The sequence below is a fragment of the Candidatus Palauibacter sp. genome (assembly GCF_965216145.1).
In the GTDB taxonomy this organism is placed as follows: Bacteria; Gemmatimonadota; Gemmatimonadetes; order Palauibacterales; family Palauibacteraceae; genus Palauibacter.
The window spans coordinates 747,782-772,502 of sequence record NZ_OZ244149.1 but is presented as its reverse complement, the minus strand read 5'-3'; the positions used below and the strand labels follow the sequence as shown (position 1 = coordinate 772,502).

32 protein-coding genes and 3 pseudogenes are annotated in these 24,721 nt (G+C 64.6%); 17 read left to right on the top strand and 18 right to left on the bottom strand.

Features of this window, described 5'->3' with window-relative positions:
* Nucleotides 1-1,305: 1,305 nt before the first annotated feature.
* Nucleotides 1,306-4,110, bottom strand: a complete 2,805-nt coding sequence (locus ACOOHF_RS03400; RefSeq protein WP_420463373.1) for a DEAD/DEAH box helicase family protein — start codon at nucleotides 4,108-4,110, stop codon at nucleotides 1,306-1,308.
* A 247-nt stretch (nucleotides 4,111-4,357) separates the two neighbouring features.
* Between ACOOHF_RS03400 and ACOOHF_RS03395 the strand changes: the two genes are divergently transcribed.
* From ACOOHF_RS03395 to ACOOHF_RS03380, 4 genes and pseudogenes are all read left to right on the top strand, one after another.
* Nucleotides 4,358-4,693, top strand: coding sequence for a hypothetical protein (locus ACOOHF_RS03395; RefSeq protein ID WP_420463372.1), 336 nt, complete (start codon nucleotides 4,358-4,360; stop codon nucleotides 4,691-4,693).
* Between the two features lie 156 nt (nucleotides 4,694-4,849).
* Nucleotides 4,850-6,074, top strand: a pseudogene (locus tag ACOOHF_RS03390) (ISL3 family transposase).
* A gap of 124 nt (nucleotides 6,075-6,198) precedes the next feature.
* Nucleotides 6,199-6,480: a BrnT family toxin gene (locus ACOOHF_RS03385; protein ID WP_420464326.1), complete on the top strand. Its 282-nt coding sequence runs from the start codon at nucleotides 6,199-6,201 to the stop codon at nucleotides 6,478-6,480.
* Nucleotides 6,455-6,790, top strand: a complete 336-nt coding sequence (locus ACOOHF_RS03380) for a helix-turn-helix domain-containing protein (protein WP_420463371.1) — start codon at nucleotides 6,455-6,457, stop codon at nucleotides 6,788-6,790. The genes ACOOHF_RS03385 and ACOOHF_RS03380 overlap by 26 nt, the downstream gene beginning before the upstream one ends.
* A 136-nt stretch (nucleotides 6,791-6,926) precedes the next feature.
* Here the strand turns inward: ACOOHF_RS03380 and ACOOHF_RS03375 are convergent, their stop codons facing one another.
* Entirely contained in the window at nucleotides 6,927-7,115 is a 189-nt protein-coding gene (locus ACOOHF_RS03375; RefSeq protein ID WP_420463370.1) for a hypothetical protein, read from the bottom strand.
* 339 nt (nucleotides 7,116-7,454) lie between these two features.
* On the opposite strand from ACOOHF_RS03375, the gene ACOOHF_RS03370 reads away from it, so the two are divergent.
* From ACOOHF_RS03370 to ACOOHF_RS03360, 3 genes are all read left to right on the top strand, one after another.
* A complete protein-coding gene (locus ACOOHF_RS03370) occupies nucleotides 7,455-8,189 on the top strand; it encodes a hypothetical protein (RefSeq protein ID WP_420463369.1) in 735 nt (244 codons plus the stop codon).
* 1 nt (nucleotide 8,190) lies between these two features.
* The gene (locus ACOOHF_RS03365) at nucleotides 8,191-8,919 is read left to right on the top strand and encodes a TIR domain-containing protein (RefSeq protein WP_420463368.1); all 729 of its coding nucleotides are present in this window, start codon (nucleotides 8,191-8,193) and stop codon (nucleotides 8,917-8,919) included.
* A gap of 253 nt (nucleotides 8,920-9,172) precedes the next feature.
* Nucleotides 9,173-9,469, top strand: a complete 297-nt coding sequence (locus tag ACOOHF_RS03360; RefSeq protein ID WP_420463367.1) for a hypothetical protein — start codon at nucleotides 9,173-9,175, stop codon at nucleotides 9,467-9,469.
* A gap of 228 nt (nucleotides 9,470-9,697) precedes the next feature.
* On the opposite strand, the gene ACOOHF_RS03355 is transcribed toward ACOOHF_RS03360, so the two are convergent.
* Together ACOOHF_RS03355 and ACOOHF_RS03350 are read right to left on the bottom strand one after the other, a co-directional pair.
* Nucleotides 9,698-9,922 carry a hypothetical protein gene (locus ACOOHF_RS03355; protein WP_420463366.1) on the bottom strand — a complete coding sequence of 75 codons (225 nt, stop codon included), beginning with the start codon at nucleotides 9,920-9,922 and terminating at the stop codon, nucleotides 9,698-9,700.
* 24 nt (nucleotides 9,923-9,946) lie between these two features.
* Nucleotides 9,947-11,014, bottom strand: coding sequence for a patatin-like phospholipase family protein (locus ACOOHF_RS03350; RefSeq protein WP_420463365.1), 1,068 nt, complete (start codon nucleotides 11,012-11,014; stop codon nucleotides 9,947-9,949).
* A 318-nt stretch (nucleotides 11,015-11,332) separates the two neighbouring features.
* On the opposite strand from ACOOHF_RS03350, the gene ACOOHF_RS03345 reads away from it, so the two are divergent.
* The 3 genes from ACOOHF_RS03345 to ACOOHF_RS03335 all read left to right on the top strand — a co-directional run bounded on the left by ACOOHF_RS03345 (nucleotide 11,333) and on the right by ACOOHF_RS03335 (nucleotide 12,978).
* Complete coding sequence (locus ACOOHF_RS03345; RefSeq protein ID WP_420463364.1) at nucleotides 11,333-11,644, top strand: helix-turn-helix domain-containing protein; 312 nt, start codon at nucleotides 11,333-11,335, stop codon at nucleotides 11,642-11,644.
* A gap of 119 nt (nucleotides 11,645-11,763) precedes the next feature.
* A complete protein-coding gene (locus tag ACOOHF_RS03340) occupies nucleotides 11,764-12,492 on the top strand; it encodes a hypothetical protein (RefSeq protein ID WP_420463363.1) in 729 nt (242 codons plus the stop codon).
* Nucleotides 12,493-12,588: 96 nt separating this feature from the next.
* Nucleotides 12,589-12,978 (top strand): hypothetical protein, encoded by a 390-nt coding sequence (locus ACOOHF_RS03335; RefSeq protein WP_420463362.1) that lies wholly within the window; start codon nucleotides 12,589-12,591, stop codon nucleotides 12,976-12,978.
* A gap of 97 nt (nucleotides 12,979-13,075) precedes the next feature.
* Here the strand turns inward: ACOOHF_RS03335 and ACOOHF_RS03330 are convergent, their stop codons facing one another.
* Together ACOOHF_RS03330 and ACOOHF_RS03325 are read right to left on the bottom strand one after the other, a co-directional pair.
* The gene (locus tag ACOOHF_RS03330; protein ID WP_420463361.1) at nucleotides 13,076-13,873 is read right to left on the bottom strand and encodes an iron-sulfur cluster loop; all 798 of its coding nucleotides are present in this window, start codon (nucleotides 13,871-13,873) and stop codon (nucleotides 13,076-13,078) included.
* Between the two features lie 34 nt (nucleotides 13,874-13,907).
* Nucleotides 13,908-14,381, bottom strand: a complete 474-nt coding sequence (locus ACOOHF_RS03325) for a hypothetical protein (RefSeq protein WP_420463360.1) — start codon at nucleotides 14,379-14,381, stop codon at nucleotides 13,908-13,910.
* Nucleotides 14,382-14,877: 496 nt separating this feature from the next.
* On the opposite strand from ACOOHF_RS03325, the gene ACOOHF_RS03320 reads away from it, so the two are divergent.
* Nucleotides 14,878-15,081, top strand: coding sequence for a DUF433 domain-containing protein (locus ACOOHF_RS03320; protein ID WP_420449040.1), 204 nt, complete (start codon nucleotides 14,878-14,880; stop codon nucleotides 15,079-15,081).
* 105 nt (nucleotides 15,082-15,186) lie between these two features.
* Here the strand turns inward: ACOOHF_RS03320 and ACOOHF_RS03315 are convergent, their stop codons facing one another.
* The 8 genes from ACOOHF_RS03315 to ACOOHF_RS03280 form a co-directional block, all read right to left on the bottom strand.
* A complete protein-coding gene (locus ACOOHF_RS03315; RefSeq protein WP_420463359.1) occupies nucleotides 15,187-15,615 on the bottom strand; it encodes a type II toxin-antitoxin system HicB family antitoxin in 429 nt (142 codons plus the stop codon).
* Between the two features lie 97 nt (nucleotides 15,616-15,712).
* Entirely contained in the window at nucleotides 15,713-16,045 is a 333-nt protein-coding gene (locus tag ACOOHF_RS03310) for a type II toxin-antitoxin system YafQ family toxin (protein WP_419936861.1), read from the bottom strand.
* The gene (locus ACOOHF_RS03305; RefSeq protein ID WP_419936158.1) at nucleotides 16,017-16,298 is read right to left on the bottom strand and encodes a type II toxin-antitoxin system RelB/DinJ family antitoxin; all 282 of its coding nucleotides are present in this window, start codon (nucleotides 16,296-16,298) and stop codon (nucleotides 16,017-16,019) included. The genes ACOOHF_RS03310 and ACOOHF_RS03305 overlap by 29 nt, the downstream gene beginning before the upstream one ends.
* Before the next feature lie 171 nt (nucleotides 16,299-16,469).
* Nucleotides 16,470-16,958: a hypothetical protein gene (locus ACOOHF_RS03300; RefSeq protein ID WP_420463358.1), complete on the bottom strand. Its 489-nt coding sequence runs from the start codon at nucleotides 16,956-16,958 to the stop codon at nucleotides 16,470-16,472.
* Nucleotides 16,959-17,069: 111 nt separating this feature from the next.
* On the bottom strand, nucleotides 17,070-17,375 hold the full coding sequence (locus tag ACOOHF_RS03295; protein WP_420464325.1) for a type II toxin-antitoxin system PemK/MazF family toxin: 306 nt from the start codon (nucleotides 17,373-17,375) through the stop codon (nucleotides 17,070-17,072).
* Complete coding sequence (locus ACOOHF_RS03290) at nucleotides 17,372-17,572, bottom strand: hypothetical protein (RefSeq protein ID WP_419166659.1); 201 nt, start codon at nucleotides 17,570-17,572, stop codon at nucleotides 17,372-17,374. The genes ACOOHF_RS03295 and ACOOHF_RS03290 overlap by 4 nt, the downstream gene beginning before the upstream one ends.
* A gap of 12 nt (nucleotides 17,573-17,584) precedes the next feature.
* Nucleotides 17,585-17,764 (bottom strand): hypothetical protein, encoded by a 180-nt coding sequence (locus ACOOHF_RS03285; protein WP_420463357.1) that lies wholly within the window; start codon nucleotides 17,762-17,764, stop codon nucleotides 17,585-17,587.
* On the bottom strand, nucleotides 17,751-18,011 hold the full coding sequence (locus ACOOHF_RS03280; RefSeq protein WP_420463356.1) for a type II toxin-antitoxin system RelB/DinJ family antitoxin: 261 nt from the start codon (nucleotides 18,009-18,011) through the stop codon (nucleotides 17,751-17,753). Before ACOOHF_RS03280 ends, ACOOHF_RS03285 begins: the two co-directional genes overlap by 14 nt.
* 168 nt (nucleotides 18,012-18,179) lie before the next feature.
* Here ACOOHF_RS03280 and ACOOHF_RS03275 point away from each other — a divergent pair, with 168 nt between their 5' ends.
* Complete coding sequence (locus tag ACOOHF_RS03275) at nucleotides 18,180-19,307, top strand: hypothetical protein (protein WP_420463355.1); 1,128 nt, start codon at nucleotides 18,180-18,182, stop codon at nucleotides 19,305-19,307.
* Between the two features lie 26 nt (nucleotides 19,308-19,333).
* On the opposite strand, the gene ACOOHF_RS03270 is transcribed toward ACOOHF_RS03275, so the two are convergent.
* A complete protein-coding gene (locus ACOOHF_RS03270; protein WP_420463354.1) occupies nucleotides 19,334-19,552 on the bottom strand; it encodes a hypothetical protein in 219 nt (72 codons plus the stop codon).
* Nucleotides 19,553-19,758: 206 nt separating this feature from the next.
* On the opposite strand from ACOOHF_RS03270, the gene ACOOHF_RS03265 reads away from it, so the two are divergent.
* The gene (locus tag ACOOHF_RS03265) at nucleotides 19,759-20,040 is read left to right on the top strand and encodes a type II toxin-antitoxin system RelB/DinJ family antitoxin (RefSeq protein ID WP_420463353.1); all 282 of its coding nucleotides are present in this window, start codon (nucleotides 19,759-19,761) and stop codon (nucleotides 20,038-20,040) included.
* Nucleotides 20,009-20,245: pseudogene (locus ACOOHF_RS03260) on the top strand (type II toxin-antitoxin system YafQ family toxin); the annotation flags it as partial. The gene ACOOHF_RS03265 and the pseudogene ACOOHF_RS03260, both read left to right, overlap by 32 nt.
* Here ACOOHF_RS03260 and ACOOHF_RS03255 read toward each other — a convergent pair.
* Nucleotides 20,205-20,426 (bottom strand): hypothetical protein, encoded by a 222-nt coding sequence (locus ACOOHF_RS03255; protein ID WP_420464417.1) that lies wholly within the window; start codon nucleotides 20,424-20,426, stop codon nucleotides 20,205-20,207. The pseudogene ACOOHF_RS03260 and the gene ACOOHF_RS03255 sit on opposite strands and share 41 nt — an antisense overlap.
* Before the next feature lie 134 nt (nucleotides 20,427-20,560).
* Here ACOOHF_RS03255 and ACOOHF_RS03250 point away from each other — a divergent pair, with 134 nt between their 5' ends.
* Nucleotides 20,561-21,166: a hypothetical protein gene (locus ACOOHF_RS03250; RefSeq protein WP_420463352.1), complete on the top strand. Its 606-nt coding sequence runs from the start codon at nucleotides 20,561-20,563 to the stop codon at nucleotides 21,164-21,166.
* Between the two features lie 199 nt (nucleotides 21,167-21,365).
* Here the strand turns inward: ACOOHF_RS03250 and ACOOHF_RS03245 are convergent, their stop codons facing one another.
* Together ACOOHF_RS03245 and ACOOHF_RS03240 are read right to left on the bottom strand one after the other, a co-directional pair.
* Nucleotides 21,366-21,587, bottom strand: a complete 222-nt coding sequence (locus ACOOHF_RS03245; protein WP_419166657.1) for a type II toxin-antitoxin system HicB family antitoxin — start codon at nucleotides 21,585-21,587, stop codon at nucleotides 21,366-21,368.
* A 162-nt stretch (nucleotides 21,588-21,749) separates the two neighbouring features.
* Nucleotides 21,750-23,168, bottom strand: a complete 1,419-nt coding sequence (locus ACOOHF_RS03240; RefSeq protein ID WP_420463351.1) for a transposase — start codon at nucleotides 23,166-23,168, stop codon at nucleotides 21,750-21,752.
* Between the two features lie 173 nt (nucleotides 23,169-23,341).
* Here ACOOHF_RS03240 and ACOOHF_RS03235 point away from each other — a divergent pair.
* Both ACOOHF_RS03235 and ACOOHF_RS03230 read left to right on the top strand, forming a co-directional pair.
* A pseudogene (locus ACOOHF_RS03235) lies at nucleotides 23,342-23,858 on the top strand (IS1380 family transposase); the annotation flags it as partial.
* Between the two features lie 518 nt (nucleotides 23,859-24,376).
* Entirely contained in the window at nucleotides 24,377-24,670 is a 294-nt protein-coding gene (locus tag ACOOHF_RS03230) for a hypothetical protein (RefSeq protein ID WP_420463350.1), read from the top strand.
* Nucleotides 24,671-24,721 lie beyond the last annotated feature (51 nt).

Genomic DNA, 24,721 nt, shown 5'->3' with positions numbered 1-24,721 from the left:
CCAGACGGCCCTCGAAGGCGCGCGTGAGAATGGCCTGGCGGAGCGATGCGGCCCTCCGACTAGCCATCGCTAGTGCGCTTTGAAGCCCCTCCGCCTCCGCCAAGAGGCTACGGCAACGTACCACAATCTCGTCTTGTTCAGCTCGAGGAGGGAGAGGTAACGCCAACTCAGCGACAGTTGTTTGATTGATCTTGGGCATGCTTCCAGAACTCCCCCTTGCTCGCCTGCGAAAATACGAACGGGCTTCAGGCGATTGTAGACAGAGTTCTACGAATGCTGCCGAAATCCGGTGATCACAGCGAACTCGTATCAGCAGGTCGGGGAATATAGCGTAGTCCGCTGGGCCACAATACATGCGAGCGAGACCCACTAATTCGGGTGTGTTGGATCTCTCGACGAAGATGTCTCCAGCCTTGAGCCACAGGCTGCTCACCTTACTAGGAGCGACAGTCGTCACCTTCGTGTTGCGCTCCGAAAAGTCTCCCTCCGTTACGGCCGAGAGAGTTAACGTACGCACCCCCTGCCCGTCACTTGAGGCCTTAGCCGACTTGCCGTTTCTCAAGGGCTCTCGAATCAACTTTGCTAGGGGGGCACTCGCCCATCCGTCCGGCAAGTCGGCATGACTTCGGCCAAAGGGTGGTCCAAACCTATCAGCTGCCGTGCTGATCCTCGCCAGCAACAAGTCACCGCTTTCCTCGGGCGCGTTGTCCTTCCTCCATTGTTCGGTCAGGGTGCCCTCGACCGCCGCCCTGAGGACGGACGCCCGGTAGCGGTCTAGGTTGGCCTGAGCACGCCTGAGTGCGCCGACCCCCTCACTTAGTCTGCCGAAGAGGGACTCGATTCTGGAGACGATGCGGTGCTGTTCGGCGAGAGGGGCGAGGGGGAAGCGATACACGGCAAGCCGCTCAGCGGAGATTCGAGGCAGATTGACACCGGCCGAGTGAACAGTTGCGTACGCGACCAGATCGCTTGAGGACAGCAAGTGCATGAGGAGCGCGTTGGCAAGCGCAGGGGTCTCCTGGAATACGAGAAACTCAGTCGAGGCTACCCCGGCAAATGCGGGTCGAATCACCTTGTTAAGGTAAGGGCGGAGGCGGCCATAGAGGACATCGCCTTGGGAGAAAACCGCAACCGCACTCTTGACATCATCCGAAAACGCCTTGGCCGCAATCCGATTCGTACCGCCCTCGACATGTTCAAGCCCGATGTAGCTAGTCGGAGCGATTGTATGGGGCCGGACTCGTGCGCGAGACTCGCACCACACCTCCCCCAACTTCGCCTCCACCCACCCTTCCGGCACCGCACTCACGCGGCCAACCTCTCATTCAACTCGGCCAGCACCGCGTCGAGATCCTTGCCGAACGCCCGGTAAACGCCACCGAGCCCACCCCACTGGTTGAACGGCACGTCTTCGAAGTCCTCCTGCTCGATCGCTAGGCTGGAAGCGATATGGTCCTTGATCGCATCCAGCCAGCGCCGCTGCTCTGTTGTGAACTCTTGGCCCCCGCGCGCCTTCTCTTCCAGCCACGCCTGGTATCGCGCCTCCACCCGATCAGCCACGGGCACGAGTGTAGCCTCCGGACCGATCGCGTGCTTCACGATCGCAACGAGATCGACGAGTGCGCTGCCGCCCCGGCCCTGCACACGCTCCGGCTCCAGCGCTTCGTAGAGCCGCCACAGTCCGTTGGCGGGGTCGTGAAGTCCGACCGGTGGGTTGCGTAGCGCATCCCGCAGTTCCTTCACGTGACGATACCGGAGCCCCGCGCGGTAAGGGCGGCTGTACAAGATCCGGAGCGCCTCGATGTCATCCTTGTTCTCATCGAGGAACCGCTGGAAGTCGTCCAGCTTTGATCGTGCGCTCTGGACCGCCGCCTCGCTATGCCCGAAGTCGATCAGCACGTCGATGGCCGCCTCGTCGATGATCTGGTAGAGGCTCTGCGCGATCTCGACGATCGCCCGCCTGAGTCCCGGCTGGCTGAACGGCTTGAGTGCCTCGGCCATGCGCTCGCGCTCCACCGCGTCCAATTGTTCTGCGGTTGGCTCACCGTCTTCGGGCAGCCCATGCTTCGCGAGCGCCGCCTCGTGTGTTGCTTGCGGGTCGATGCTTTCCAGAAGGTGACCGGTCAACCCCGCCAGACTCTTTCCGTCCGATTCGCGTGCGATCCGCGACGCCTGTCCCTCGTCCACCTGTCGGCCGAGCCTCGCCAGGCGCGATGCCAGAGTCGACACCAGGTCCGCGTCGACGATCCCCATCGCCACCCTCTGAAGCAGCTTCTCCGTGCTGACCGAAGGCTTGCGCTCCAGCGGAGGCGATACGGTCTTGTCGCGCTCGCACACGCCGACCGCATCGACGATCACGAAGTGCGTCTTGTCCGTCGCGTCCGGGGTGACGCTCTGAAGGTCGTCGCGGTCGATGACGCGCACCCCGCGCCCCTTCATCTGCTCGAAGTATCCCGCCGAGTTGACGTTGCGCATGAAGAGGAGGCATTCGAGCGGCTTCACGTCGGTACCGGTCGCAATCATGTCTACGGTGACCGCGATGCGCGGGTTATACGAGTTGCGGAAGCTGCTCAGCAGGTCCTCGGGCGAGGCACCAGTCGTCTTCGATGTGATCTTCTGACAGAAGTCGTTGCCCTTGCCGAACTCCTCCTTGATGATCTTCACGATGTCGTCCGCGTGGCTGTCCTGCTTGGCGAAGACGAGGGTCTTGGGAACTTCGGTGCGGCCCGGGAAGATCTCCGTGAACAGGTGGTCGCGAAAGGTGCGCACGACAAGCCGGATCTGATCGGGGGCGACCACGTCGCGGTCGAGTTGGGTCGCGGTGTAGGTGAGGTCGTCCTCCAGCTCCGCGAGTGTTGTCTTGCGGGTACGGCGGTCGCGCCTGGGCACATAGCGCCCCGCTTCCGCGGCCAATCCGCCACCCTCCTCCGAAATCCTCGTCTTGATGCGGTAGATGTCGTAGCCGACGTTGACCCCATCTGCCACGGCCTTCGTGTGCGAATAGTCCTGCACGACGTTGTGCTCAAAAAAGCCGATGGTGTGGGTACTTGGGGTCGCGGTCAGCCCGACCAGGAAAGCGTCGAAGTACTCGACCACCTGCCGCCAGACGTTGTAGATCGAGCGATGGCACTCGTCGATGACGATGAAGTCGAACGTCTCAGGCGGCAGGTCGGGGGTGTACTCGACCGGGACGGGCTCGTTGCTGGCTGGTTGGGCGGACTCGAAGAGCGACTCGTCCTCGTTGGCAGAGTCGTAGTCGGGATCTCCCTTCAGGATCGAGTAGAGGCGTTGGATGGTCGTGATGACGACCTTGCTGGCCGGATCAATGGAGTTGCCGTGCAGGTGCTGGACGACGAACTCCTCAGCGAAAGTGTAGGCGGAGGAGGGACCCCTGAACTGCTGGAACTCGTTCAGAGTTTGGCGTCCGAGGTTGTTGCGGTCGACCAGGAAGAGGATGCGTTTGGCCTTCGCGTACCGGATCAGCCGGTGGCAGGCCGAAACCGCGGTGAAGGTCTTGCCACTTCCGGTGGCCATCTGGATGAGGGCGCGCTGCCGCGCATCCGCGAGCGACCGCTCCAGCTTCACGATGGCTTCGTGCTGGACGGGCCAGAGTTTGCCCTCAGGCAGTTCCGGCATCTTCCGGAGCAACCCGCGCAGCTGTGCCGATCCCAGATCCTGTAGCCGCAGCAACTCCTCGGGACGGTGGAACGTAAAGATCTCGCGGCTGCGCGGGTGAGGGTCGAGACCGTTGGTGAACTGGGTCACCTCGCCGGTGGACTCGTGGGCGAAGGGAAGGGGGCGGTACCGCGCGGGCACCTGCTCGTCGAGCCCCTCGGTGTAGCGTTTCGACTGGCCGACAACCCCTTCGAGAGTGTGCCCGGCGGGCTTCGCCTCGACGACCCCAACGGCCCAACCGTCGGCGTAGAGCAGGTAGTCGGCGAACCCGGACCGGATCTTGGCACCCTCCGTCCACTTCAGCGGAAACTCCCGGACAGCCACACCGCGTCCCGCATGGATGTTCATGGAGGAGAAGTCCTGAACCACCCATCCGCACGCTTCAAGCTGCCCGTCGATCTTCTCGCGGGCTTGCTGTTCAGGAGTCAGCGGCACCGGAACGCAGTCTTCGCAAGAAACTGGGGAATAGCTCGACGGCCCCGTGCGGCGGGGGTTTGTGAGCACGACTGGTGAGGGCTGGTTGTACGCATGGCGGATAATATGGCCAAACGGCAAAGGGCCGCGATGGCGACCAGCCCGGAAGCGATCGACATCGCTCCGCGACCAAGGTGCTGGATGGGATCGCTACAAGTCGCTGCACCGCGATCTGCCATCCCACCGCTTCGAGAAGGGAGCATCGGCCATGGGTAAGTGGACCGATGACGGGAAGAGATACATCCCGACGGTTCAAGAGATCGAGGAAGGGCGATCCGCGCGCGGCGGCTACACGCGGGCGACGCCGGGCTATCTGGTTCGTATTCGCGGGCGAATCGCGCACATATGGACGGGCAGCGATGCGGCGTGTCGGCAGTATTCAACGGGCGGGATCAAGAATCCTCATCGCTACACCGTCACCGATACGGTGGACGGGCGGCAGGTATGCAAGAATTGTCGGGGCGCCGTCAGCCTCCGGGGCAAAGCCTTCGGCGGTTTGGACGTGGACGACCCTCGCCAAGTCGGGCTGTGGGATCCGAACTAAGCTGGCTCCTCGCTGTTGGGGGTGGATGAGGGTGGTAGAGTGGCGGGGTCGGCGGCGGTGGCCGCCGGTGCTCGAGCGGGCCCGTGACGTGCCCGGTGGTCTCCCGGGCCGGCCGGGGCAGTGGGGGGACGCGGAGCGGCCGGGCGGGACGGCGGCATGGCGGAGAGGGGACTGTTCGAGCGGGCGCTGGGTCTGGAGTGGCCGTGGCGAGTGGAGCGGACGGAGTTCGACGCGGCCGAGCGCCGCCTGGACCTGCACTTGGACTTCGAGGCGGGCGGGACGTTCGACTGCCCCTCGTGCGGGCGGGGGGGCTGCAAGGCGCACGACGCGAGCCCGAAGCGCTGGCGTCACCTGGACTTCTTCCAGCACCGCGCCTACCTGCACGCCCGGGTGCCGCGGGTGAGGTGTCCGGCGTGCGGCGTGAAGCAGGCGAAGGTGCCGTGGTCGGAGCCCGGCAGCGGCTTCACGCTGTGGTTCGAGGCGCTGGTGGTGGCGCTGGCGCGGGAGATGCCGGTGCGGGCGGTGGCCCGGCTTGGTGGGCGAGCACGACACGCGGCTGTGGCGGCTGCTGAAGCGCCGCGTGGGGGAGGCCCGGGCGGAGGCGGACTTCTCCGGCGTGCGCGCGGTGGCCGTGGACGAGACGGCGTGCCGGCGGGGCCACGACCACATCACGCTGTTCGCGGATCTGGACCGTTCGCGGCTTCTGTACGCCACGCCGGGGCGCGATGCTCCGGTCGTGCACCGCTTCCGGGAGGACCTCGAGGCGCACGGGGGGCACGCCGGGCAGATCCGGGACCTCTGCATGGACATGTCCGCGGCCTACATGAAGGGGGCGCGGGAGGCGTTCCCGGAGGCCGGGATCACCTTTGACCGTTTCCACGTCCAGCGGCTCATGAACCGGGCGGTGGACGAGGTGAGGCGCCAAGAGCGCAAGGAGCGTCCCGAGCTGAACCGCACCCGCTACCCGTGGCTCAAGAGACGCGGCAAGCTCACCGCCTCTCAGCGGCGGTGGCTCGGCGAACTGCTCGATCCGTCGCGGCGGGGACTGAAGACGGCCCTCGCCTACCGGATCAAGCTCGGCTTCGAGGCGTTCCGGGATCTCCCGCCCCGGCTGGCGGCGACCTATCTCGAGAAGTGGTGCTCCTGGGCCGCCGGCAGCGGCCTCCAGCCCGTCATCGACGCGGCGAAAGACCATCAGGAAGCACTGGGACGGCATCCTCCTCTGGTTCCGCTCAAGGATCAGCAACGGCATGATCGAGGGCATCAACTCGCTCGTCCAGGCCGCCAAGGCCAGGGCCCGCGCGGCTACCGGACCACCGAGAACTTCATCACCATCGCCTATCTCGTGTGCGGCAAACTCAACTTCAACCTACCCACCTGAAACAGCGAGGAACCACTAAGCTAGAACCTTCACCTTGGCGAGGACGGTCGAACGCGAGTCATCGAAGGAGGCCGAACTTGACGACGATAGGCCAATGGCCTACAACACAACGCATGAGTTGCGGATGGATTTCGAGTGGGACGATGCCAAGAGCGATGACTGCTTCCGACGGCGCGGCTTCGATTTTGCCTATGCCGTGCGCGCATTCTTGGATCCCAATCGGATCGTTGGGCGGGATCGGCGCTGGGACTACGGTGAAGACCGATACCGGTTGCTCGGTGCGATAGGAGGCCGCGTGTTCGTTCTAATCTACACGCCGCGTGGTTCAGCGATCCGTATCATTTCGGCCCGGAAAGCAAACAGGAAGGAGGTTCGGGAATATGAGCACGACGCGCGTGAGGATTGACCCGGACGATCCGGGAAGCCTGCCCGAAGGAAGGGTCGACTACGCGGTCCTGGACAGCACGACCGAGGCGGACCTGATCGCGCAGCAACGGGAGGACGACGCCGAAGCGATGAGGGACATGGCGCGGTTTGCGCGCCGGGTGCGCAGGCGCATGGGCCTGACGCAGGTGGAGTTTGCGCGGTGCATCCACGTATCGCACGAGACGATCCGCAACTGGGAACAGGGCAAGCGATGCCCCACAGGCGCCGCCAGAACGTTGCTCCGGATTCTGGACCAAGCCCCGGAGACCGCGCTTCGGGTACTGGGCTGAGGAGCGCTGGCCGGGCTTGTGCGCCGCAGATCCCGACAGCCCCCTTCTCCAACACCGTTCGCGCCGTATCCCCAAACCGAAGGGAATCATCTACCGAGGTTGACGGCGGCATCTTACGCGAATCGCGCACTGCCGTTCACGTCGCCGCCCCTCCCCTGTCCCGGAGAAGCACGTCGTAGATGAAGTGATCCGTTGCTTCGCGCTCGGCGACGATGGCGGACCTGAGTTCCTGTATCCGCTTGCGAGATGGGCGCGCCCAGAGGCGATCCCAAGCGGCCTCGACGCAACGGCGCGTGCTGAACATGTTCTCTTCCGAGAGAGACATCAGACCTCCGGCGTTGAGTTCGGCGCAGGCCTAAACGTAAGCACCCGCGTGACTGACGGGCATCCTCGGAGTGGTACTTGACCACCGCAGCCACAACCTGCTTCGGAGTCGCGTTGCTGCAGTCGGCTTTACGGCTGCCCACGTAGACCAACTCTCACGCTGAACGCTACCGAATCAATGGAGTTTGACTTGATCAAGTCCGACCCGGTGCGCACTGCGGCGCGAGTCCGATACCTCGAGGAATACGTTCGCCGCAATCTGCTCGACACCGAACGCTTCATCTGCAAACACCACCGGGATTGCCGTGCCAGCGCACCCCCGTACTTCTACGAAGGCCAGATGAGCCACGTCGGCAAGCACTATGACCTCTTGGCGGGCGGTCAGGAACTCCGGGTCGTCGTGGTCGGACAGGAGTACGGACAGGCTTTCCCCCGGGTCGATCTCAAAGGCCGCACGTCGATGATCGAGGGATCCGCCAGCGAGGGGTTCAGGGGTCGGAATCCCCACATGCGTGGCACGACCTCGATCCTGCGACTGCTGCTCGATAGACGCCTTGGTACCGATGATGAAGGAGAACGGCTCTTCACGGACGGTGCGGCGACCGCCCATATCTTCGACGGCTTCGCCCTCGTCAACGCTCTTCTCTGCTCCGCGCTGAAGAACCCCCCGGACGGCGTCAAGGCGGGTAAGGGCGCTTCGAGTCCGCTGATGCGGGAGAACTGCGCTCGACACTTCCGCGCGACCATGGAGATTCTTGAACCGACGGTCATCGTTGCCGAGGGCCAAGGGGTCCGAAGCTGGATTGGTGGTTCGCTCGGACTTGGATCGAAGCCGACCCCCCGCTATGAGGGTCCCGGGATTCCCGAAGTCGCTCGTATTTCGGGAAAGCGAGTGGACATCCTGACTTTCAACCATCCGTCGGCGCCAGGCCGGTCGGCGTGGTGGGGGAGATCTCCCAGCTCGAAGTACTTGAAACAAGTCGTCGAGCCCACAATCGTGACATGGCGAAACCAACGGGCCCAGGAACCATCGGTAGCCCTAACTTCCATCAAGACCGCACACAGCGAGGAGTAGCATGGAAATCCTGATCAGCTGGTCTGGGCCGGCGAGCAAGTCTGTGGGCTTGGCCATCCAAGAATGGCTCCCGGTTGTGCTTCCATTCACGACCCCATGGCTGTCCGAAGACATTTCAAAAGGCAAACGCTGGCCATCGGAGTTGGAGAAGCGTTTGGAGGAGTCATCGTACTGCGTCGTCAGTATCACCCCCGGCGTAGAACGCGAGCCCTGGGTGAACTTCGAAGTGGGCGCGATCGCCAAGATCGCGTCCCAGTCTAACGTGAGCCCATTGCTAGTTGGGGTCTCGATTGAGGACCTCGATGGTCTGCCTTTGTCACTGTTTCAGTGCACGCAGTTTACGAAGGACGATGTCCGCAAGTTGTTGGAGTCAATCAACGAAGCCGCACTTTCCGGCGTTGGTACGCAAGAACTGACTAGGAATCACGAATACGCTTGGGATCGATTCGGGCAGACGGTCGAAGCGATCAACGTTACGGTACAAGCCGAGGAAACGTCGCAGAATAACGGGCACGATCAGGATCTTCTTGAAGAGGCTGAGGAAGACATCCTCGCTGTCCTGGCCGCGATGCCAGAGGATGCTCTAACCCTCGATGACCTTGCGAGAAAGATCGGCGAGAACGAGGGTCGAACACAGCATCATCTCAACGTCCTCGTCAAAGCTCGGTTTCTCGACGACCGTACAGCATTGCTGAAGAGGGACTCGCGTATGCTGTCGCCCACGGTCTGATCTAACAGCAAGGAACCCGACGCACACGGCGCCGCGGTGACCGACGAGCTCATGCTGAGGGGCATTCAGGTGAATTGGGGAGGGGTCAGAATCGTGTGGATCCGCCACGGGCTGAAGAGGCGTCACGAGCGGCTTCTGCGGCTGGGGAACACAGTCTGGGAGAGTGACTTCGAGCTCACCGAGGAGCAGATCCAGGCACGGAGCGGTTCGATCCCGAGAACCGGGAGCGTAAGCCGCTACATGTGGGCCTGCCTTGTACCCGTCGAAGATGCCCGTCACGGCGACCCAGATCCTGAACAACCACGCGCGGCCGTTCTGCGAGGAGGACGGCGTGAAGGCTCAGACGATCCTCAGCGATAACCGCCGGGACTATTGCGGCCGGGGGGACCCGCACCCCTACGAGCTGTTTCGGCATTTCGAGGAGATCAAGCACCGGACGACCCAAGTGGCCCGCCCGCAATCGAACGGCTTCATCGAAGGCCTCCGCCGAACACTCCTGGACGAACACCTTAGAGTGAAGGGAAGAATCGCCTGGCACGAGTCCGTCTGACGAGATGCAGGAGGATCTGGACGCCTATGTCGAGACCTACAACCGAAACCGCCCGCGCCACGGCCCCGATATGAAGCGGGGACGCCGTACCAGGTCTTCAAGAAGGGGATCCGAAAGAAGTCAACCACCGGGGAGATGAAGACCGCAGCCTGAAGCCCCGATATCCGCGAGGACCGGGTGTCAGGTGATTAGGATACTTGTACACCCCGGCTTCCACTGCGTCGGGCGCTATCGGTTTCGCTCCAGGTATTCGATACGTTCTTCCAGCCTGTCGATGTCACGCTCGTGTTGCTCAATCGTAATCCGCGTCTGTTCCAGCGTCTCGACCTCATCGTCGATCCTGTTACTGAAGTGCAGAAACAAACCCATACCCGACAGCGCCACCGCCGCGAGCGGAAATACGTAATCCTTCAGGACATTACGTTCTACTGGATTCATCATGTTGTCTTTCACGTCGCAGCTCTCACTCTACGGGTATCAGCGAATCTCGCCTGCCGACGATGCGTCTCCTTTGAGCCCCCCATTTCGTGCCGGGCGATTGTGCGGTCTCTCGGCTTCCTCTGCGTTGTTGTACCACGACAAATAGGATTCGGTGCCCTTCTTGCCTTCTGCGATCAACTCCTTCTTCTTGTCCTTTCCAAGGTCGAAGTCCGTTGTGCCAACGCCAAGTGTATTTATGTATACTGTTCTGTGCCAATCATCACTGTGCAAGTGTTGATTCTCCTGAAAAGTCATGAGCGTTTTGACGAGCCGCCCCGCGTAATCGAACAGGTCGTCGATTGTGTGCCTCGGTGGAACTGCCCCATGACGAAAAAACGCTATTTGTTCCCGGGAATCGAGACGAAAGCCGAGTGTTTGCTGATTGTACACGTAGTGCTCGTGGGTATCCAAGTCTTCGTTGGCCTTACCGTAGTATCCCGGTTCGCGAACGTGTGTGGGGTCATCGACGTAGGTTCTACGATCAAATAGTTTAATCGGATAGTTGTCAAGCACACCGCCATCTACCAGAACGTCGTCGTGCTGATTCCGTCTAGCTCTAAAGAAAAATGGAATGGACATAGAAATGCGCACTGCATCAGCCACGCGCAGATCCGGCGTGTGCTCAAACGAAAAGACTTCAGCGAGACCTGTGGAGAGGTTAGTCCCGATGAAATAAAGATCCTTGCATTTATCGTTGTGCGCCAAATCTGCAAAAGTGCTGTCCGCGCTGCCTGTCTTTCGTGCGATCAGATCGCCGATCCATTTGCGGAAGGTCTCTCCCTTATACCATCCGAAGTCGTGCAACAAGCGGTCGGCGTCGCGAAATACACCCCAACTATCGTCGAGGAACGTTCGAAAACTCAATCGGAGCAGTAGACGTCTTATGTCACGCGGGGAATAGCCGAGTCCGATAAGCGTGGCCGTGATTGCGCCGGCGGAGGTGCCACCGACGCGAGAAATGTGGTCTAGGATGCCTTCTTTGTTGAGAACCTCGAGGGCACCGGCATAGGCGATCCCCTTAACGCCGCCGCCCTCAAACACCAGATTCCGAAAGGGGTAATGCATGGGGACCGTGTCCTGTTCGAGGTAGGAGTCCGTGTTGATCGGAACGAGAAATGATGCAGTGAGTGGGGTAGTGGGGCAAGCTTAACGCAGGGAGTTGAGGGGGTGTGGGCAGTGGGTTGGGTCGGTGGCTGACCGGCGAGGGGTGTCGTCGGCCGCGTGTTGCTAGGGGAGCGGTAAGGACGCGTCGCACGGTGCGGCCGGTTACGAGCTGCGCCTGATTACCTCCGGTGCTGTTCTACTCAGCGCCTCTCGGGCGCTGGGGGGAGGCTATTCGTCCGGAGGCGGGTGCGGATTCAGGCCGCAGGGTTTGTCCCGTAGTTGGCGGGAGATCCGGGAAGCCTGCTTGACGGGAGCGTCGACCACACGGTCCTGGACAGCACGACTGAGGCGGACCTGATCGCGCAGCAACGCGAGGACGACGCCGAAGCGATGCGGGACATGGTGCAGTTTGCGCGCCGGGTGCGCAGGCGCATGGGCCTGACGCAGGTGGAGTTTGCGCGGCGCATCGACGTATCGCACGAGACGATCCGCAACTGGGAACAGGGCAAGCGCGGCCCAACAGGCGCCGCAAGAACGCTGCTCCGGATTCTGGACAAAGCCCCGGAGATCGCGCTTCGGGTACTGGGCTGAGAGCGCGGGCCGGGCTTGCGCGCCGCCGGGCTCGGCATCCCTTCTCCGCGATCGTTAGTGTGCATCCCCGAAATCGAACTTTAACTCGTCCCTTGAGTGGTACCGTCATGACAATTCGCGTGAAGAAGAACCGGGATGCCGCCGCTTTGGTCATCGTCTTGCTGGGCATGAGCCTCGCAGCTTGTCAGCACGATACCCGCACGCGCGCCGGCGTCTCGGTTCAAGTAGAGGACAGCGCGGGCGTGCGGATCGTCGAGTACGTGGGAACCCCAATCGTCAACGCGTCGTTCCAGTTTCCTGCGCAGCCATTTTATCGCCACGGCACCAGCCCGGGTGACTACACCTTCCAGGGGATCCACCCCGGCGTCCTCCTCCCGGACGGGAGCGCCGTAATATCGGATGAGTTCAACGGCGAATTGGTCGTGCTGAGCCCGGACGGCGCCACGCATGAGGTGCTTGCCGGGCCGGGAGAGGGACCGGGCGAAGTCGGCTACGTCGCGGCTGTGTACGCGCTGGGGCATGACAGGATTCTGGCGGCCGAGCGCAACCTGGGCCGTGTGACGGTCTCGGTCTTCGCCGGCGGTTCGGTCGAGCGCACGGTGGATATCCGGAGCGCCTACGGCATCGGCGTCGTCGGGATCAGTTCATCCGGCCAGCTGCTGATGGCCACGAGCAGCTTCCGCTCCGGTTTCGAAGAGCAGTGGCATCCGGGGCACATGGCCCGGTTCGACATGGAAACCAGCGCCCTCGACACGGTGGCATCCTATGACTTCGCGTCGCGAACTCCGCCGGGGCTGCGGTGGGACCCGATCGGTGCATTCGGCGGGGTTGCGGGCGTCGCCGGTTAATTCGTCTACACGCGTTCCGACAAGCCTGAGGTCACCTGGCGTAGTCCTGACGGAACCGTCACGCAGATCGTTCGCTGGCGCGCCGAGGCGGCTCCCTTGACCGAGGAGTTGCTTGAAGGCATCGAGCCCGGACTCCGCGCGGGCAATCAGATGGCCAATCCCGGCGCTGCGGATGCCGCTATCGATCGCATGACCGATGAGGATATGGTCGTGTACCGGGCGAGGATTGGCGGGCCGATGCCGCTGTTTAGCAGTCCCTTCGGAGACGTGGAGGGTCGGGTGTGGCTGCCTTCCTGGCACCCGGGCGCTGCGCGCGAAGGCGCGTCGCACTACACCGTCATTTCCGCCGACGGAGAGTGGCTGGGGACCGTGGAGGGCCCGCCGGAACTTCGGATCCTGGACGTGGCCCACGGGCTCGTGCTCGGCGTCCAGCGGGACGAAATGGATGTGGAGAGCGTCGTGGTGTACGAGATGGTAGGGGAATAGCTTTTTCGGGACACATCGATGGGATGAAGGACAACAAACACGCCGCTTCGTCTCGCGACGCAGGCACGCTGAACGCACCGTGCCGTTGCGCTCAAGTTCACGATCCAACCGTCGATTGCGAAGCGACTCCGTCCCTCGGGCACACCGGTCTCATGCAGCACGCGTCGCACTCCGGCGCGCGCCCGGCGTGACACCACTTCGTCCCGAGATGCCACGCCGGCCAGTCGAGTTCCCCGGGCCACTCCGGGTTGAGTTCGCGAGCCCGCAGCTGGAGCCGGAGCTGCTGCTTGCCCTGGGTCGAGCGTAGCTGGCTGTGATCGAGCCTGCCGAGAAGGCCCAGCCGCTCAAACACGCGCAGGACGTGGGTATCGACCGCAATGTCGGGCATGGGCCTCGTGAGGCGGATGCCGAAGTCGCGAATGAGGATGTTCACGGCCATGTTGCCGATCTTCGGGCCAACGCCGTCGAAGGCCAGGAACCGCCTGGCCACGGCAGCGCCGCTGCTCCCGTTGGCCCAGATACGTGAGGCGTCCCCGCCGTACCTGTCCCCGATGTGTCCGATGGCCGCGGGAAGCAGTCGTACCATCTCGGTGGCCAGCCGGTGGCCGGACGACGCGAGTACCGAGGTCCACTGGTCCTCCGAAAGCCCCCGCAGGGTGTCGAACTCGAACCCCGAGGCGGCCTCGCGGATCGCGTGTGGAAGACTCCATGCGATGTCGGACTTCGTTTGCCGATCCGCGATGCAGGCCAGCACGAACGCGTGCGGATAACGCTCGATGTCGTTCACGAGGAGGCGCGCGTCGTCCTCGACATCGATGCCGGAGACGCCGTCCTCCCGCTTGATCTCGCCCTCCCCGAACCGCTTCAGACGTGAGACGATGTCCTCTACCGGCATCGGTCGTCGCTTTCCGCTTCTGACTGCCACACCCTCACCGGTCCACACCGAATCCGGGCACGGGGGCCCCGCAGGCCGGACACCGTCCCCCCGGCGCCCCGTCTCGGACGTGGCCGCACTCCCGGCACGTTCGCTGCTGCCGCGCGCGCCGCGCGATGACCGCGAGCGCGTCCGCCGTCTCGTCCGTCGCCTCTGCCTCCGGCGCGGCGTGGGCCGGGGGCGGAAGGCGTCGCCGCGTATCGCGGTCGATGCGCACCGGGACGGCCGGGAGGATTGCGTCCCGCCCCCCGCGCTGGAGTCCGGGGACGGGTCGCCGCCTGCGCCGCGTCCAGCGTCGGGCGCAGCGCGTTGCAGTCGCGCGTGTCCGATGACGCGTCCCGCATCCGTCCTTCACGGTCTCACCGGGGAGGCCCTCCGACGGCGTGCAGGTCCAGACCTCCACCGGCCGCCGCTTCCGCCGCGCCAGCCCCTCCGAAATCCGCCGCAACCAACGCACCCGCGCCGTCAAGCCAACCTTCTCGTTTCTCTCCTGCATTCTGTCAGTACGGTGTGGACCGGCCGGACCCGAATGTAGCACGGGCAGCCAAGTCAGATAATCCTCCCGCTGCGCTCCGCAGCCCGGTCGGGGCACCGCGTCGAATTCCCAAAACGACGGCCGCGTTTGCCGTAAGGCCGTGAGAACGGGCTGCCGCGATCGAACCGGACGCGTGCTGAGTCCGCTGACCTGCGGAGGTGCGCTCCTGTCCCCGCTTCCTGGCGTCCGCGTTTCGGCGTTGTGACGATCCGGTATCGAGCACTGGCCGCGCCGAGAGAGATGCGGAGCCCCGGCGGATGGGGCTATCGTTAGACGGGATGGGCGCTCGGCGTGAGCGAAGACGAAATCGCCGACTGTTGGCACTCGAGCCGAGCATCTCGAACGGGCGGGCCCGGGACCTTGGGGAAGGGCAGGAACGGTGACATCCAAGACTCCAGGCAGTGATCGGGAAGCGCGGGCGGAGGCAATCATGACGGACAAGCTTATCGACAGGAACCCCGACATCCTGGGCGGAACTCCCGTGTTCTCCGGTACGAGGGTTCCAGTGCGGATACTCATGGAGCATCTCGAAGCGGGCGACCGACTCGACGATTTCCTCGACGACTACCCTACGGTCTCGCGGGATCAGGCGGTCGAACTGCTTGAACTCGTTGCGCCCCACCCGCCTCACTGACCCTCCAGGACGGGCAGTCCGAATCGGACAGCTTCGTCCAACTCTTGCACCGCACGCTCCTCGACGAACCGAGGTCGGCGGTACACGCCCGGCCGCCTCCGCTAACTAAACGGACGCGTCCTCCGCGACGAGCCGCTGCCCCACCTTCTCGAGCGCTCTCTCGATCTGCGCGATATGCGAGCGGTGATTCGGGTTCAGAAGCTTCCGAACCGCTCCCTCGCTCAGCCCCAGCCGCCGCGCCAGACCGACCTTCGTAAGCCCCTGCTCCCGCATGGCGGTGTAGAGAGCGAGCTTCGCCGCAGCGACCCGCGGAACCGCGACCTTCTCCTGCTCGTCCGTCACGGCGTCCGGAACTGGAATGTCCTCGCGACACTGCATGTACGAGCCGAGTGCTACGGCCAGAGCGTCCTCGGCCATCGCCAGGGCTTCGTCCCGATCGTCGCCGCATGTCAGCGCCTCCGGCACATTCGGGAACGACACCGAGTAGCCGCCGTTCTTCTCGGGCGTCAGCTCACACGGATAAACGTACCGCATCAGAAGTCCTCCTCAGGTCGCCGGGCGCGGTGGGTCGTGCCGACCCAGTTCTTGATGCTCCTGACGCCAAGCGCGCCAGATGGCCCCTCGGCAGCGCTCATTTGAACAGTTCCGCGTGGGTGCCGGCTCGGACGAAGTTGATCGAGCCGCCGGGCCGGGCCGCATCTTCGACCTGATAGATCAGCAGGAAGTCCCCGCCAACATGGCACTCGCGGTGATTCGCCCATGTGCCCTTGAGCGCGTGATCTCGCCGTTCAGGACCGAGCGGGGTCTCGTTGGCGATGAGGTGGAGCATAACCGACTTGAGCCGGTTCATGTCGTATCTGCCGGAACGCGAAAGGCGTTCCCAGTCCTTCAGGAAGCCACGCGTGTAATCCACCCGCCGAGGCGGGCGCGTCCGCTTACTGGTCGCTGGCTTCTTCAAGCTCAGCGAACATCTCTTCCGCGTTCGCGAATCGGGCCGTCCCCCGCCTCATCATCTCTTCCGACTCGGCCATGGCCCTGCGAGTCTCGGCGTTCGGCACCTTGAGTTCGAGAGGGAAGGCCTGATCGACCGCGATTCGGTGGAACAAAAGCCGCACGGCCTCCGAGGCCGTCAGCCCCATGGCCGCCAGTGCGGTCGTCGCCTTCCGCTTCGTCTCGGTGTCCATCCGAACGTGGAGCATCGAACTATGTGTCGTCATCTCGGCCTCCTGTATCGCAATTGAGATGTATTCTCGCCAGCGGTGGGGGGCCGGTCAACCTCGGCAGCGTTCAGGCCACCATGGGCGCGGTTTGCGCCTGCCAGAGATCGTACGCCATCCGCGTCCCCAACCAAGATGTGACGACCCTGCGGCGTTGGCCCCACCCGGGCGCTACCCGGTGAATTCGTACACGAGGTCGTCACCGGACACACCCGTGATTCGAAGGACGACCTCGCCCGAACCGGGTCCGTAGAACTGCTGATAGCGGGTCCTGACCAGGGCGAGGTCGAAGTCGAGGGGCTCGGTGATCCACGCCTCACAGGCATCGCCGTTCGCCTCATGAGCGAGCACGGCCGGGAGCTGCACGGGATCCGACTCCAGGAACGTCTTCGAGATCACCAACGTGAAGTCGTGCCTCCGGCAGCCGCCGGCGTACGAGACCTCGATGGTCAGCCCCTGTCCGTCGACGGCGGCCGAGTTCACGACGTAGGCGTCGTCTCCCCGGTCGCGGCCATCGGCGACCACCACGTTGCTTTCGGGGACACCCGGAGCGACCGTCGATTCACGGCAGCCGGACGCGGCGAACAGGCCGAGCAGGAGCCCGATCGAGGCCGCGCCCCTCGCAGCGGAAACCGGAGAATCGGGCGATCCGGATGTCAATGGGCTAAACGGCCGCGTCCTCCGCGACGAGGCGCCGGGCCAGGCCCACCTTCGTAAGCCCCTGCTCCCGCATGGGGGTATGGAGAGCATAGCTAAGCCAGCGCGTCCGACTCAGGAGAAGAACCCGCGCAATGACGCCAGGACTTCCTCCATCTTCTCGATCCTGAGAGCGCAGATTCGCTTGGCAACGAGCGAGGAGTGCATCGTAAACAGCTTCGTCGTCTTCACCATCGATGCCTTGGGAAGTCCACCTTCCGCGAAGTCGCGCCGCCGGAGATGCACGGCGTTCGGATCGTCCGTGATGTGGGAGGTAATGGCCGCCAGCACGAGATCCTCTCCGGCGGCGTTGAAGGAATCCGGGGAAAGGATCAGCGCGGGGCGTCTCTTGGATGAAGTGAACGATGTCGCCCCGCCTATAGGCTATCGTAGACGGCATCCTCCTCGTTCTCCCAGAACTCGAAGCTGCGCTCCGAGCCCTTCAGCCACGGAACGTCCGCCGCAAGCCGTTTCAGCTCGCCCTCGGAGAAGACTTCGTAGACCTCGCCGGGCGTGGGCTCCTCGACCTTCTGCAGGGGCGCGAAGACCCCATCCCGGTATTCCGCCTTGATGCTCATGGTCCTTCGACTCTAGCAGGCGACCGGCAGCACCGCCACCTGCCCCGGAGTGGGCAGGGGCTCCCGCCGCCGGTCGTTGGCCAGCGTATCCACGACTGACGCCAGGATGGCGTCGAGGTATGCCCGGTGCCGACCCCGCGACTCCCGCTTGTATTCGCGCTTGAACCGGCTGGTCCGCTCAATCGTCCGCACGCAGATCGTCGAAGAGGTCCTCTACGCTGGCGAACTGCGGGAGGTTGCCCCGGCGGGCCTCCCTCATCGCTTCAATGGTGGCGGCGTTGGGACCCAGCGGCGCGAACGGCAGCGCTTTCTCGTGGGCGACCTTGGTCAGCAGCAGGCGCAACGCGCCGGAGACGGTCAGGCCCATGGCCGCCAGCACCGTGGCGGCCTCCTCCTTTATGGCTCCGTCAATGCGAGCCTGGGCGAGCTGGTTCGGCATGTCTGGCATCCGTGTTTCACGTTGACCTACAATATCATGCAGCCTCGCAGGACGGCTGGCCAAGGGCGGGACAATGCCTTTGCGTGGCAGCGAAAGGGCGTCTACGATGGCGGTAGCCCCACGCCCCGACACGAGAACCTCTTGGGACTGCGCTCGGTTATGAGACTCATGCACGCCGCAATTGGACTGTCGGTTGGGATTTCGCTTCTCGGCTGTGAGCTTCACGCGCAGCAGGAGCCCGACCACCGCCTGCACCAGTATCACTTCGGAGAGATCTCCATTCCGCCGGCGTCGGAGGATGAACCGATTGCGGAGAATCTGTCCATCGAGCGGGCGATCACCTACCTGGAGGGTGGAGCCAAGGCTTGGGCAAACGACCGCGGCTGCGTCTCGTGTCACACCACGGGTTGGTACGGGATCCTTCGTCCGCAACTCGCCAGGAGCCTGGGTCAGCCCGATGCAACCTTCCGGGCCTTTCTCGAACAGCGTCTTCAAGAGAGGCTCACCGAGGACCCGGAAGAGCTCGAGCAGGGAGTGAACCCAGCCGAAGTCGTGCATCTAGCCGCGTCTCTGGCATCCTGGGATGCGTACGTGGACCAGCGGCTGTCTCCCGAAACCGAGCAGGCTCTTCAGCTCATGTTCAGCCTTCAGCGCGACGACGGGGCCTGGCACTCGCCGGACACATGGCCGCCGTTCGAGTCCGACGCGTTTCAGCTCGCGACCGTCGCGGCCATGGGTGTGGGCCTCGCTCCGGGATGGCTCGAGCAGGCAACCTCTCCCGAGTTGCAGAGGCAGATAGCCAGTCTGCGAGACTACCTGCGGCGGGTCCCTCCTCCCCATGACTACGCTCGGGTGGCGTTGCTCTGGGCGGACCCGTATCTGCCGGGCGTGATCGGCGCCGACAGGAAGCAGGACATCGTCAGGATGATCCTGGACCGTCAGCGCCCGGACGGGGGATGGTCGATTCGCTCTTTCGCTCAGCCCGAGCAGTGGGGCCGGGGCAACCGCGCGGAACGCTTGCGAGCCGAGGCGGACTTCGGCGATCCCGCGAGTGACGGCCACCAAACCGGTTTGGCGGTTGTAGTGCTGTCGTCCGCGGGGGTGCCGCCAACGCACCCGGCCGTGCAGCGAGGCGTTGAGTGGCTCAGGCGGAACCAGAGACAATCGGGCCGCTGGTGGACCAAGTCACTCAATACGGAGACATGGCACTTCATCACGTATACCGGGACGCTCTACCCGGTGATGGCTCTCGCGGTGACGAGTTCTCTGACCAGTCCCTCGTCCGAGGAGCGTTAGGGGAATCGCGTCGGCGTTCGTCTCCGCTAAACGGTCGCGTCCTCCGCGACGAGCCGCCGCCCCACCTTCGCGAGCGCTCTTTCGATCTGCCCGATGTGAGAGCGGTGATTCGGGTTCAGAAGCTTCCGAACCGCACCCACGCTCAAGCCCAGGCGTCGCGCCAGACCGACTCTCGTAAGCCCCTGCTCCCGCATGGCGGTGTAGAGAGCGAGCTTCGCCGCAACGACCAGTGGAACCGCGACCATCTCCGGGCGTAGCGCCTTGCTTGCCGCACGAACTTCGCACCGTTCACTCCCTCAAGATCGTACCCAAAGGTACGAAGGTCGAGTGACTTGATCCGGGCGAACGACGACTGGTTCGGGACCGGTCGGGCTGGAGCGCCCAAAATGCATTTGACCAAGGAACCCCGGATCGACAAAATTGTGTCGCGTGTGAGATACGGGAGGCTCGGATGAAGACACAAAGCTCGATGCTGCACGTCCGAATGGACACCGAGTTGAAGCAAAGGGCGACCGCGGCGCTCGCGGCCATGGGGCTGACGGCTTCCCAAGCCGTCCGGCTGTTGTTCCATCGTATCGCGGTCGATCAAGCGTTCCCGCTCGAACTGAAGGTTCCCAACGCGCAAACTCGAAGCGCCATGGCGGAAGTCGACGAGATGGTGAAGTCGCGCGCTGCACGATTCGCGAGTGCGGACGAGATGTTTGCGGAACTCGAAGAAGCCGGCAACCAGTAAACGGACCCACCCGCCACGCCGGGTTGACTACGCTCGGCGATTCCTGAAGGACTGGAAACGGCTCTCGCGTTCAGGCCGATACGACATGAATCGACTGAAGGCGGTCATGCTCCACCTCATCGCCAACGATGCCCCGCTCGGCCCCGAACGGAGGGATCACGCGCTCAAAGGGTCGCGGGCAGACTACCGAGAATGTCACAGAGGAAGTCGAGGAACATCCTCGTCGCGATCCTGTCCCGGTGCCGGACCCGCTCCACCTTGGTGGGCGTCACCTCTTCACCGTAGATGTCAAAGAGCTTCTCCAGCGTGAGCGGCTCGGGCTCGGCTTCCGCCTTTCCCCCGATCTCCGGGCCGACGAACCCGGCCGCTTGCCGCTTCGCCCTCACCCAGTCGCGGTGCCCCAGCGAGCCGCACGATCTGCGTACGCATCACGACCGCCGAGGCCGCGGCGATCGCCGAGCGGGCCGGAGCGGGTGGGCGAACTCGCGGCCGATCTGCTGAGTGGCGAGGGTCTGGGCTGATGGTCCCGAAGATCAACGGACTGGGGCGGTCGTTCGTCGGCGTCGCTGCGTACTGCCTGCACCGTGCCCCGGAGCCGGACGACCGGAGTCTGGAGACCTCCGAGCGGGAACAGGGCCGGATCCGGTGCGAGGCACGGGCCAAGAACAACGCGCGGCGGCGGGCGGGCGAGGAGGTGGTTCGCATCCCGTGGAATCGGCCGCTTCACTGGGCGCGCTTCCGCCGCGAGGGCATGCAGCCCGGACGGGCGCGGCGGGCGACACCGCCGGGCGGCGAGGAGCGGGTCGACATGACGGTCTGGCGGCGTGCCGAGGCGCAGCTTTGGGAGAATGCCGAGGACCGGCGCTGGCTGGAGTTCTGGCGGCTCGAAAGCCGGGCGCGGAAGGAATGGGCCGAGCTGCACAAGCGGCAGGAGGACATACGGCAGACGCTCGACCGGGAGAGCCGCACCGTGCTCGGCCGACCCTGCCGGACCTCGTCGACAGGGACGTCGAGCGGGCGGCGCGGGAGACGAAGGAGCGGGAGCGCTGTCGGAGCATCACCCGCATTCCGCCCCGGCCCCGAGGCCTCTAGCGTGGCGGGGCAGGGTTCGAGCGATGACCCTTGACGTCGGCATCGCAATGTGAGACCGCCATACAATAAGGTGCGGGCACCGGAACAGCGGGCTCTAGGATCGCCCAGGATCGACGATCGGGGCTTCCCGAGGCGTATGGGGTCGGGTGGAAATCGAGTTGCCGCGTCCGCATTCAGCTGTCTCGCGGCCGGGCACCCGTGCTGCGCCAAGTGCGACAGCAAGTCCCGGCGCTTCACGCCGTGACGGTGATCGGCTCTCTGATGACCGCCCCGCCGCCGGCATCTTTGCGGGCCATGACCCGGTTGGCTTCGACGACCAAAGCGACGGCTTCGCGAAGGTTCGTCCGAGCTTCTTCGAGGGAAGCGCCTTGGGTGTTGGCACCGGGAAATTCCTCGATGAAGGCGATGTAGCCTTCAGGCACTCTCCGGAACACCGCCGTGCATTGCAGGTCCACAACTGACCTCCTAGCGATTTGGGTTGCCGACTAAGTGGTGCGGGTCGGGTGAAAACCGGGCTCCGGCGCAGCCTCGACGAAGAAACCGTGGGATTCCGAAGCGCACCGCGATGGCTGCCGGGCTCTCGCCGCGAGCCGCCCGCTCCCGGATTGTCGCCGTGCCTAGCAGGCCGTGGCAAAAGCGCGCTGCGGCCCGCGGAATATGATTTCGGCGAAGTGGCGGCGGACTGTTGCGCCAGCGCGGCCGGGGCGGCGTAGGAGTGATATCCGGGCCCAGGCGGCCCCCGGGTGGCCGAGAACGTGCGATCTTGGCCGGAAAAGGGCCGAGAAAACGCTCGCGAGGGCTCCTGTTTGAAGCGTGGACGCACGTCTCCCCTGCAGGCTCCTCGGCGTGCCGTAGCCGAACCGGTGCCGCATCAGGAGCCCGAGGTTGAACCCGGCCGCGTGCACCAGCATCCGCTTGCGGATGTTCTCGTGCCCGCGCAGGTGCGTCCGGCGCATGCCGCCGGTGGTGAGCATGTGGGCGAAGGCGCGCTCCAGCTTCTCCCCCCGCGCCCTCAGCAGGCCCTTGCCCCGGGCGCCCCGGATCCGGCGCCGGTTGGCGTAGGTGGGCTTCCGCGCGGCCCGGTCCCGCTTCCAACTCCGACGCCCCCGGTTCGGCTCGCTCACGTAACCCCGCACCCCGAGGCCGGCCAGGCGCTTCATCGTCGCGTTCGAGTGGTAGCCCTTGTCGCACACCAGCTCCCGCACCTCCACGCCCACCCGTTCCAGCTGCCCGCGCGCCTCCTCCAGCGTCCGCGGCAGCGAGGCGCAGTCGCCCTCCGTCGTCGGCTGCACCGTCACCCCGCACACCGCCCCCGAGCTCATGTCCACCGCATGCTCCAGCTTGTGGCCCATGCGCGTCCGCCCGTCCTTCATCTTCGTGATCCGCGCGTCCGGATCGTGCGGGTGCTCCCACTCGTCGTTGGACCCCTTCTTCGGCCGCTTCCGGTCCAGCTTCGCCAGATCCGCACGGCTCGGCGTCTCGATCCCCGAAGCCTCCGCCAGACCCTCCAGGAACAGCTGGTATCCCTCCCCCGTGTCCCGCCGCACGATCGACCGCATCGCCGCGTTCCCCTCCAGCGTCGTCGCGTCGATCCCCAGCGTCTTGCCGCTCAACAGCCCGCTCTCCTCCAACAGCTCCAGCACCCGGGCGAACAACGCCTCGTGTGCCTCCACCGGCAGGCGCCGCCGCGTCCGCGACACCGTCGAATGGTCCGGCGGGTTCCCGTCCAGCTCGTAGCCCAAAAACTCCCGCAGCGACAGAGACTCCGCGCACCGCCACGCGATCCCCCGCTCCGAATCGATCCCCTCCAGATACCCCACCACAAGCATCCGGAAGTACACCCCCGGCGCCACGCTCGGCCGGCCCAGACTCTCCGCGTAGTACTCCGCGCACGTCTCCTCGCAGAACCCGTCGAACCCGCCCGCCACCAGTACCCCGTCCAGAGCACGGTAGAACGGGTGCCCCGGAGCACGTATCTCCGCCGTCGCCACGAACAACGCCTTCTGTCGCTCGCCCCCGCGCCGCCCCATCGCCATCGTCGCCCTCCCACTGCCTGGCCACTCTTGTCCCGCACTCAATCTAACCATCAACATCGGCGCGAGACATCCCGACTTTTACCACGGACTGCTAGACCCAAGACAAGCGCGATTCGCTGCGGACCCCTGTCAAAAAAAGTACCGGAAAGGCCTATCCTGATTGTCGATAGAGGATTCGGGCGCGGACGCCCGGTCCCAACCAGGAGGCCTTTCCGGTAAAGAAAATATCGCACGGCCAGAGCCGAAGGAACAGTGCCCGGCGGAAGCGGAGGGTGAAGGCGCGGCACGCGAGGGCGAGGCGGCGGGGCTCCCGGCCGAAGCCGGTGTTCGGGGCGGGCGGGCTCCACTACGAGATCGGGTCGCGGATAAGCGCGATGAGCTACGGCGGCATCGGCGCGGTGCGGCGCCTGGTGGCGAAGCTGGGGCTGGCGCGGGAGATCGACCGGCGCCTGGAGCTTCTGCAGCGGCACCTGCCGTACCACGAGTCCGACGGCGGCGGGCGACTTCACGCGGCGCTTCTCCGAGTCCGGCGTGATCGAGTTGATGGAGTGCGTCAACGCGGCCGGGCCCAAGCTGTGGCGGGGGCGGGGCCGGGATCTGCCGGGGCCGGTGGCCTACGTGGACGTGGACGGGACGCCGGCGCCCACGCTGGGCCGCAAGAAGGCGGGCATGGACATGTCCCACAAGGGGGCGCTTCGGACTCATGAAGATCGAGCCCCGACGCGCGCACGTCGGCGGAATCCAATCGAGCCAGGGGCGCAGCAGCAAGCCTACGGCCAGTCCCGCTTCGCGTCGCACGGTTCGGTCGTGAAACAACCGTCGTAGTGGTTGCCAACTCTCTCCGAGTTGCTTTCTCCAGCGAAATCCCCACGCCCGGGAACTGCGCCTCCACGGCGGCGCCGTGCGCCTCCACGTCAACGGCCGCATCCAGGAAAACCTGTGGTCGACACTCTTGCGAACATTCTCGTGCGGGTTTGCCTGTGCAGTGACAATTGAGGCGAGAACGAAGGGTCCAAGCGCTTCAAGGTACTGGCCGCGCGAACGTGTCGCCCTTTCCAAGCCACCGCCCTCGTCGATGGCGACCGGCGCGGTCGTCTTGGCCGCGCCCGGCGAGAAGCCCATCTTCGAGTACGAAACCATTCCTTCAAGGTCGCGCCGCGGACATGAACGCTCCTACAACTACACGCCCTCCGGCCGGTGCCGATCGAGTGCGTAAACTGATGCGCCGTCTGGGTAGCGCGGTCTGGAGTCCCGGACGGATCTACCTGGTCGGCGGCAGCTCCGCCGTGCTCGTGGACTGGCGGGAGACCACCGTGGACGTCGGCCTCAAACTCGACCCGGAGCCGGCAGGAACCTTCGAGGCGATCGCCTGGGCCAAGGAGACTCTGAACATCAACGTCGAATTGGCCGCCCCCGATGATTTCATCCCGGAACTGCCGGGATGGCGTGGACGCAGCCCGTTCATCGACCGGTACGGGCGCGTGGATTACCACCATTACTGAGCCAGCGCTGATCCGTTATCCAGCCCTCGATCCTGCCAGCTTCCGCGACAG

Excerpts from the sequence above, each read along its gene's own strand:
- ACOOHF_RS03395 (WP_420463372.1), top strand. The coding sequence starts at position 4,358 with ATGGGTAAGTGGACCGATGACGGGAAGAGATACATCCCGACGGTTCAA.
- ACOOHF_RS03385 (WP_420464326.1), top strand. The coding sequence starts at position 6,199 with ATGGATTTCGAGTGGGACGATGCCAAGAGCGATGACTGCTTCCGACGG.
- ACOOHF_RS03380 (WP_420463371.1), top strand. The coding sequence starts at position 6,455 with ATGAGCACGACGCGCGTGAGGATTGACCCGGACGATCCGGGAAGCCTG.
- ACOOHF_RS03375 (WP_420463370.1), bottom strand. The coding sequence starts at position 7,115 with ATGTCTCTCTCGGAAGAGAACATGTTCAGCACGCGCCGTTGCGTCGAG.
- ACOOHF_RS03370 (WP_420463369.1), top strand. The coding sequence starts at position 7,455 with ATGAGCCACGTCGGCAAGCACTATGACCTCTTGGCGGGCGGTCAGGAA.
- ACOOHF_RS03365 (WP_420463368.1), top strand. The coding sequence starts at position 8,191 with ATGGAAATCCTGATCAGCTGGTCTGGGCCGGCGAGCAAGTCTGTGGGC.
- ACOOHF_RS03350 (WP_420463365.1), bottom strand. The coding sequence starts at position 11,014 with ATGCATTACCCCTTTCGGAATCTGGTGTTTGAGGGCGGCGGCGTTAAG.
- ACOOHF_RS03330 (WP_420463361.1), bottom strand. The coding sequence starts at position 13,873 with ATGCCGGTAGAGGACATCGTCTCACGTCTGAAGCGGTTCGGGGAGGGC.
- ACOOHF_RS03320 (WP_420449040.1), top strand. The coding sequence starts at position 14,878 with ATGACGGACAAGCTTATCGACAGGAACCCCGACATCCTGGGCGGAACT.
- ACOOHF_RS03315 (WP_420463359.1), bottom strand. The coding sequence starts at position 15,615 with ATGCGGTACGTTTATCCGTGTGAGCTGACGCCCGAGAAGAACGGCGGC.
- ACOOHF_RS03305 (WP_419936158.1), bottom strand. The coding sequence starts at position 16,298 with ATGACGACACATAGTTCGATGCTCCACGTTCGGATGGACACCGAGACG.
- ACOOHF_RS03290 (WP_419166659.1), bottom strand. The coding sequence starts at position 17,572 with ATGAGCATCAAGGCGGAATACCGGGATGGGGTCTTCGCGCCCCTGCAG.
- ACOOHF_RS03280 (WP_420463356.1), bottom strand. The coding sequence starts at position 18,011 with ATGCCGAACCAGCTCGCCCAGGCTCGCATTGACGGAGCCATAAAGGAG.
- ACOOHF_RS03275 (WP_420463355.1), top strand. The coding sequence starts at position 18,180 with ATGCACGCCGCAATTGGACTGTCGGTTGGGATTTCGCTTCTCGGCTGT.
- ACOOHF_RS03270 (WP_420463354.1), bottom strand. The coding sequence starts at position 19,552 with ATGGTCGCGGTTCCACTGGTCGTTGCGGCGAAGCTCGCTCTCTACACC.
- ACOOHF_RS03265 (WP_420463353.1), top strand. The coding sequence starts at position 19,759 with ATGAAGACACAAAGCTCGATGCTGCACGTCCGAATGGACACCGAGTTG.
- ACOOHF_RS03250 (WP_420463352.1), top strand. The coding sequence starts at position 20,561 with ATGGTCCCGAAGATCAACGGACTGGGGCGGTCGTTCGTCGGCGTCGCT.
- ACOOHF_RS03240 (WP_420463351.1), bottom strand. The coding sequence starts at position 23,168 with ATGGCGATGGGGCGGCGCGGGGGCGAGCGACAGAAGGCGTTGTTCGTG.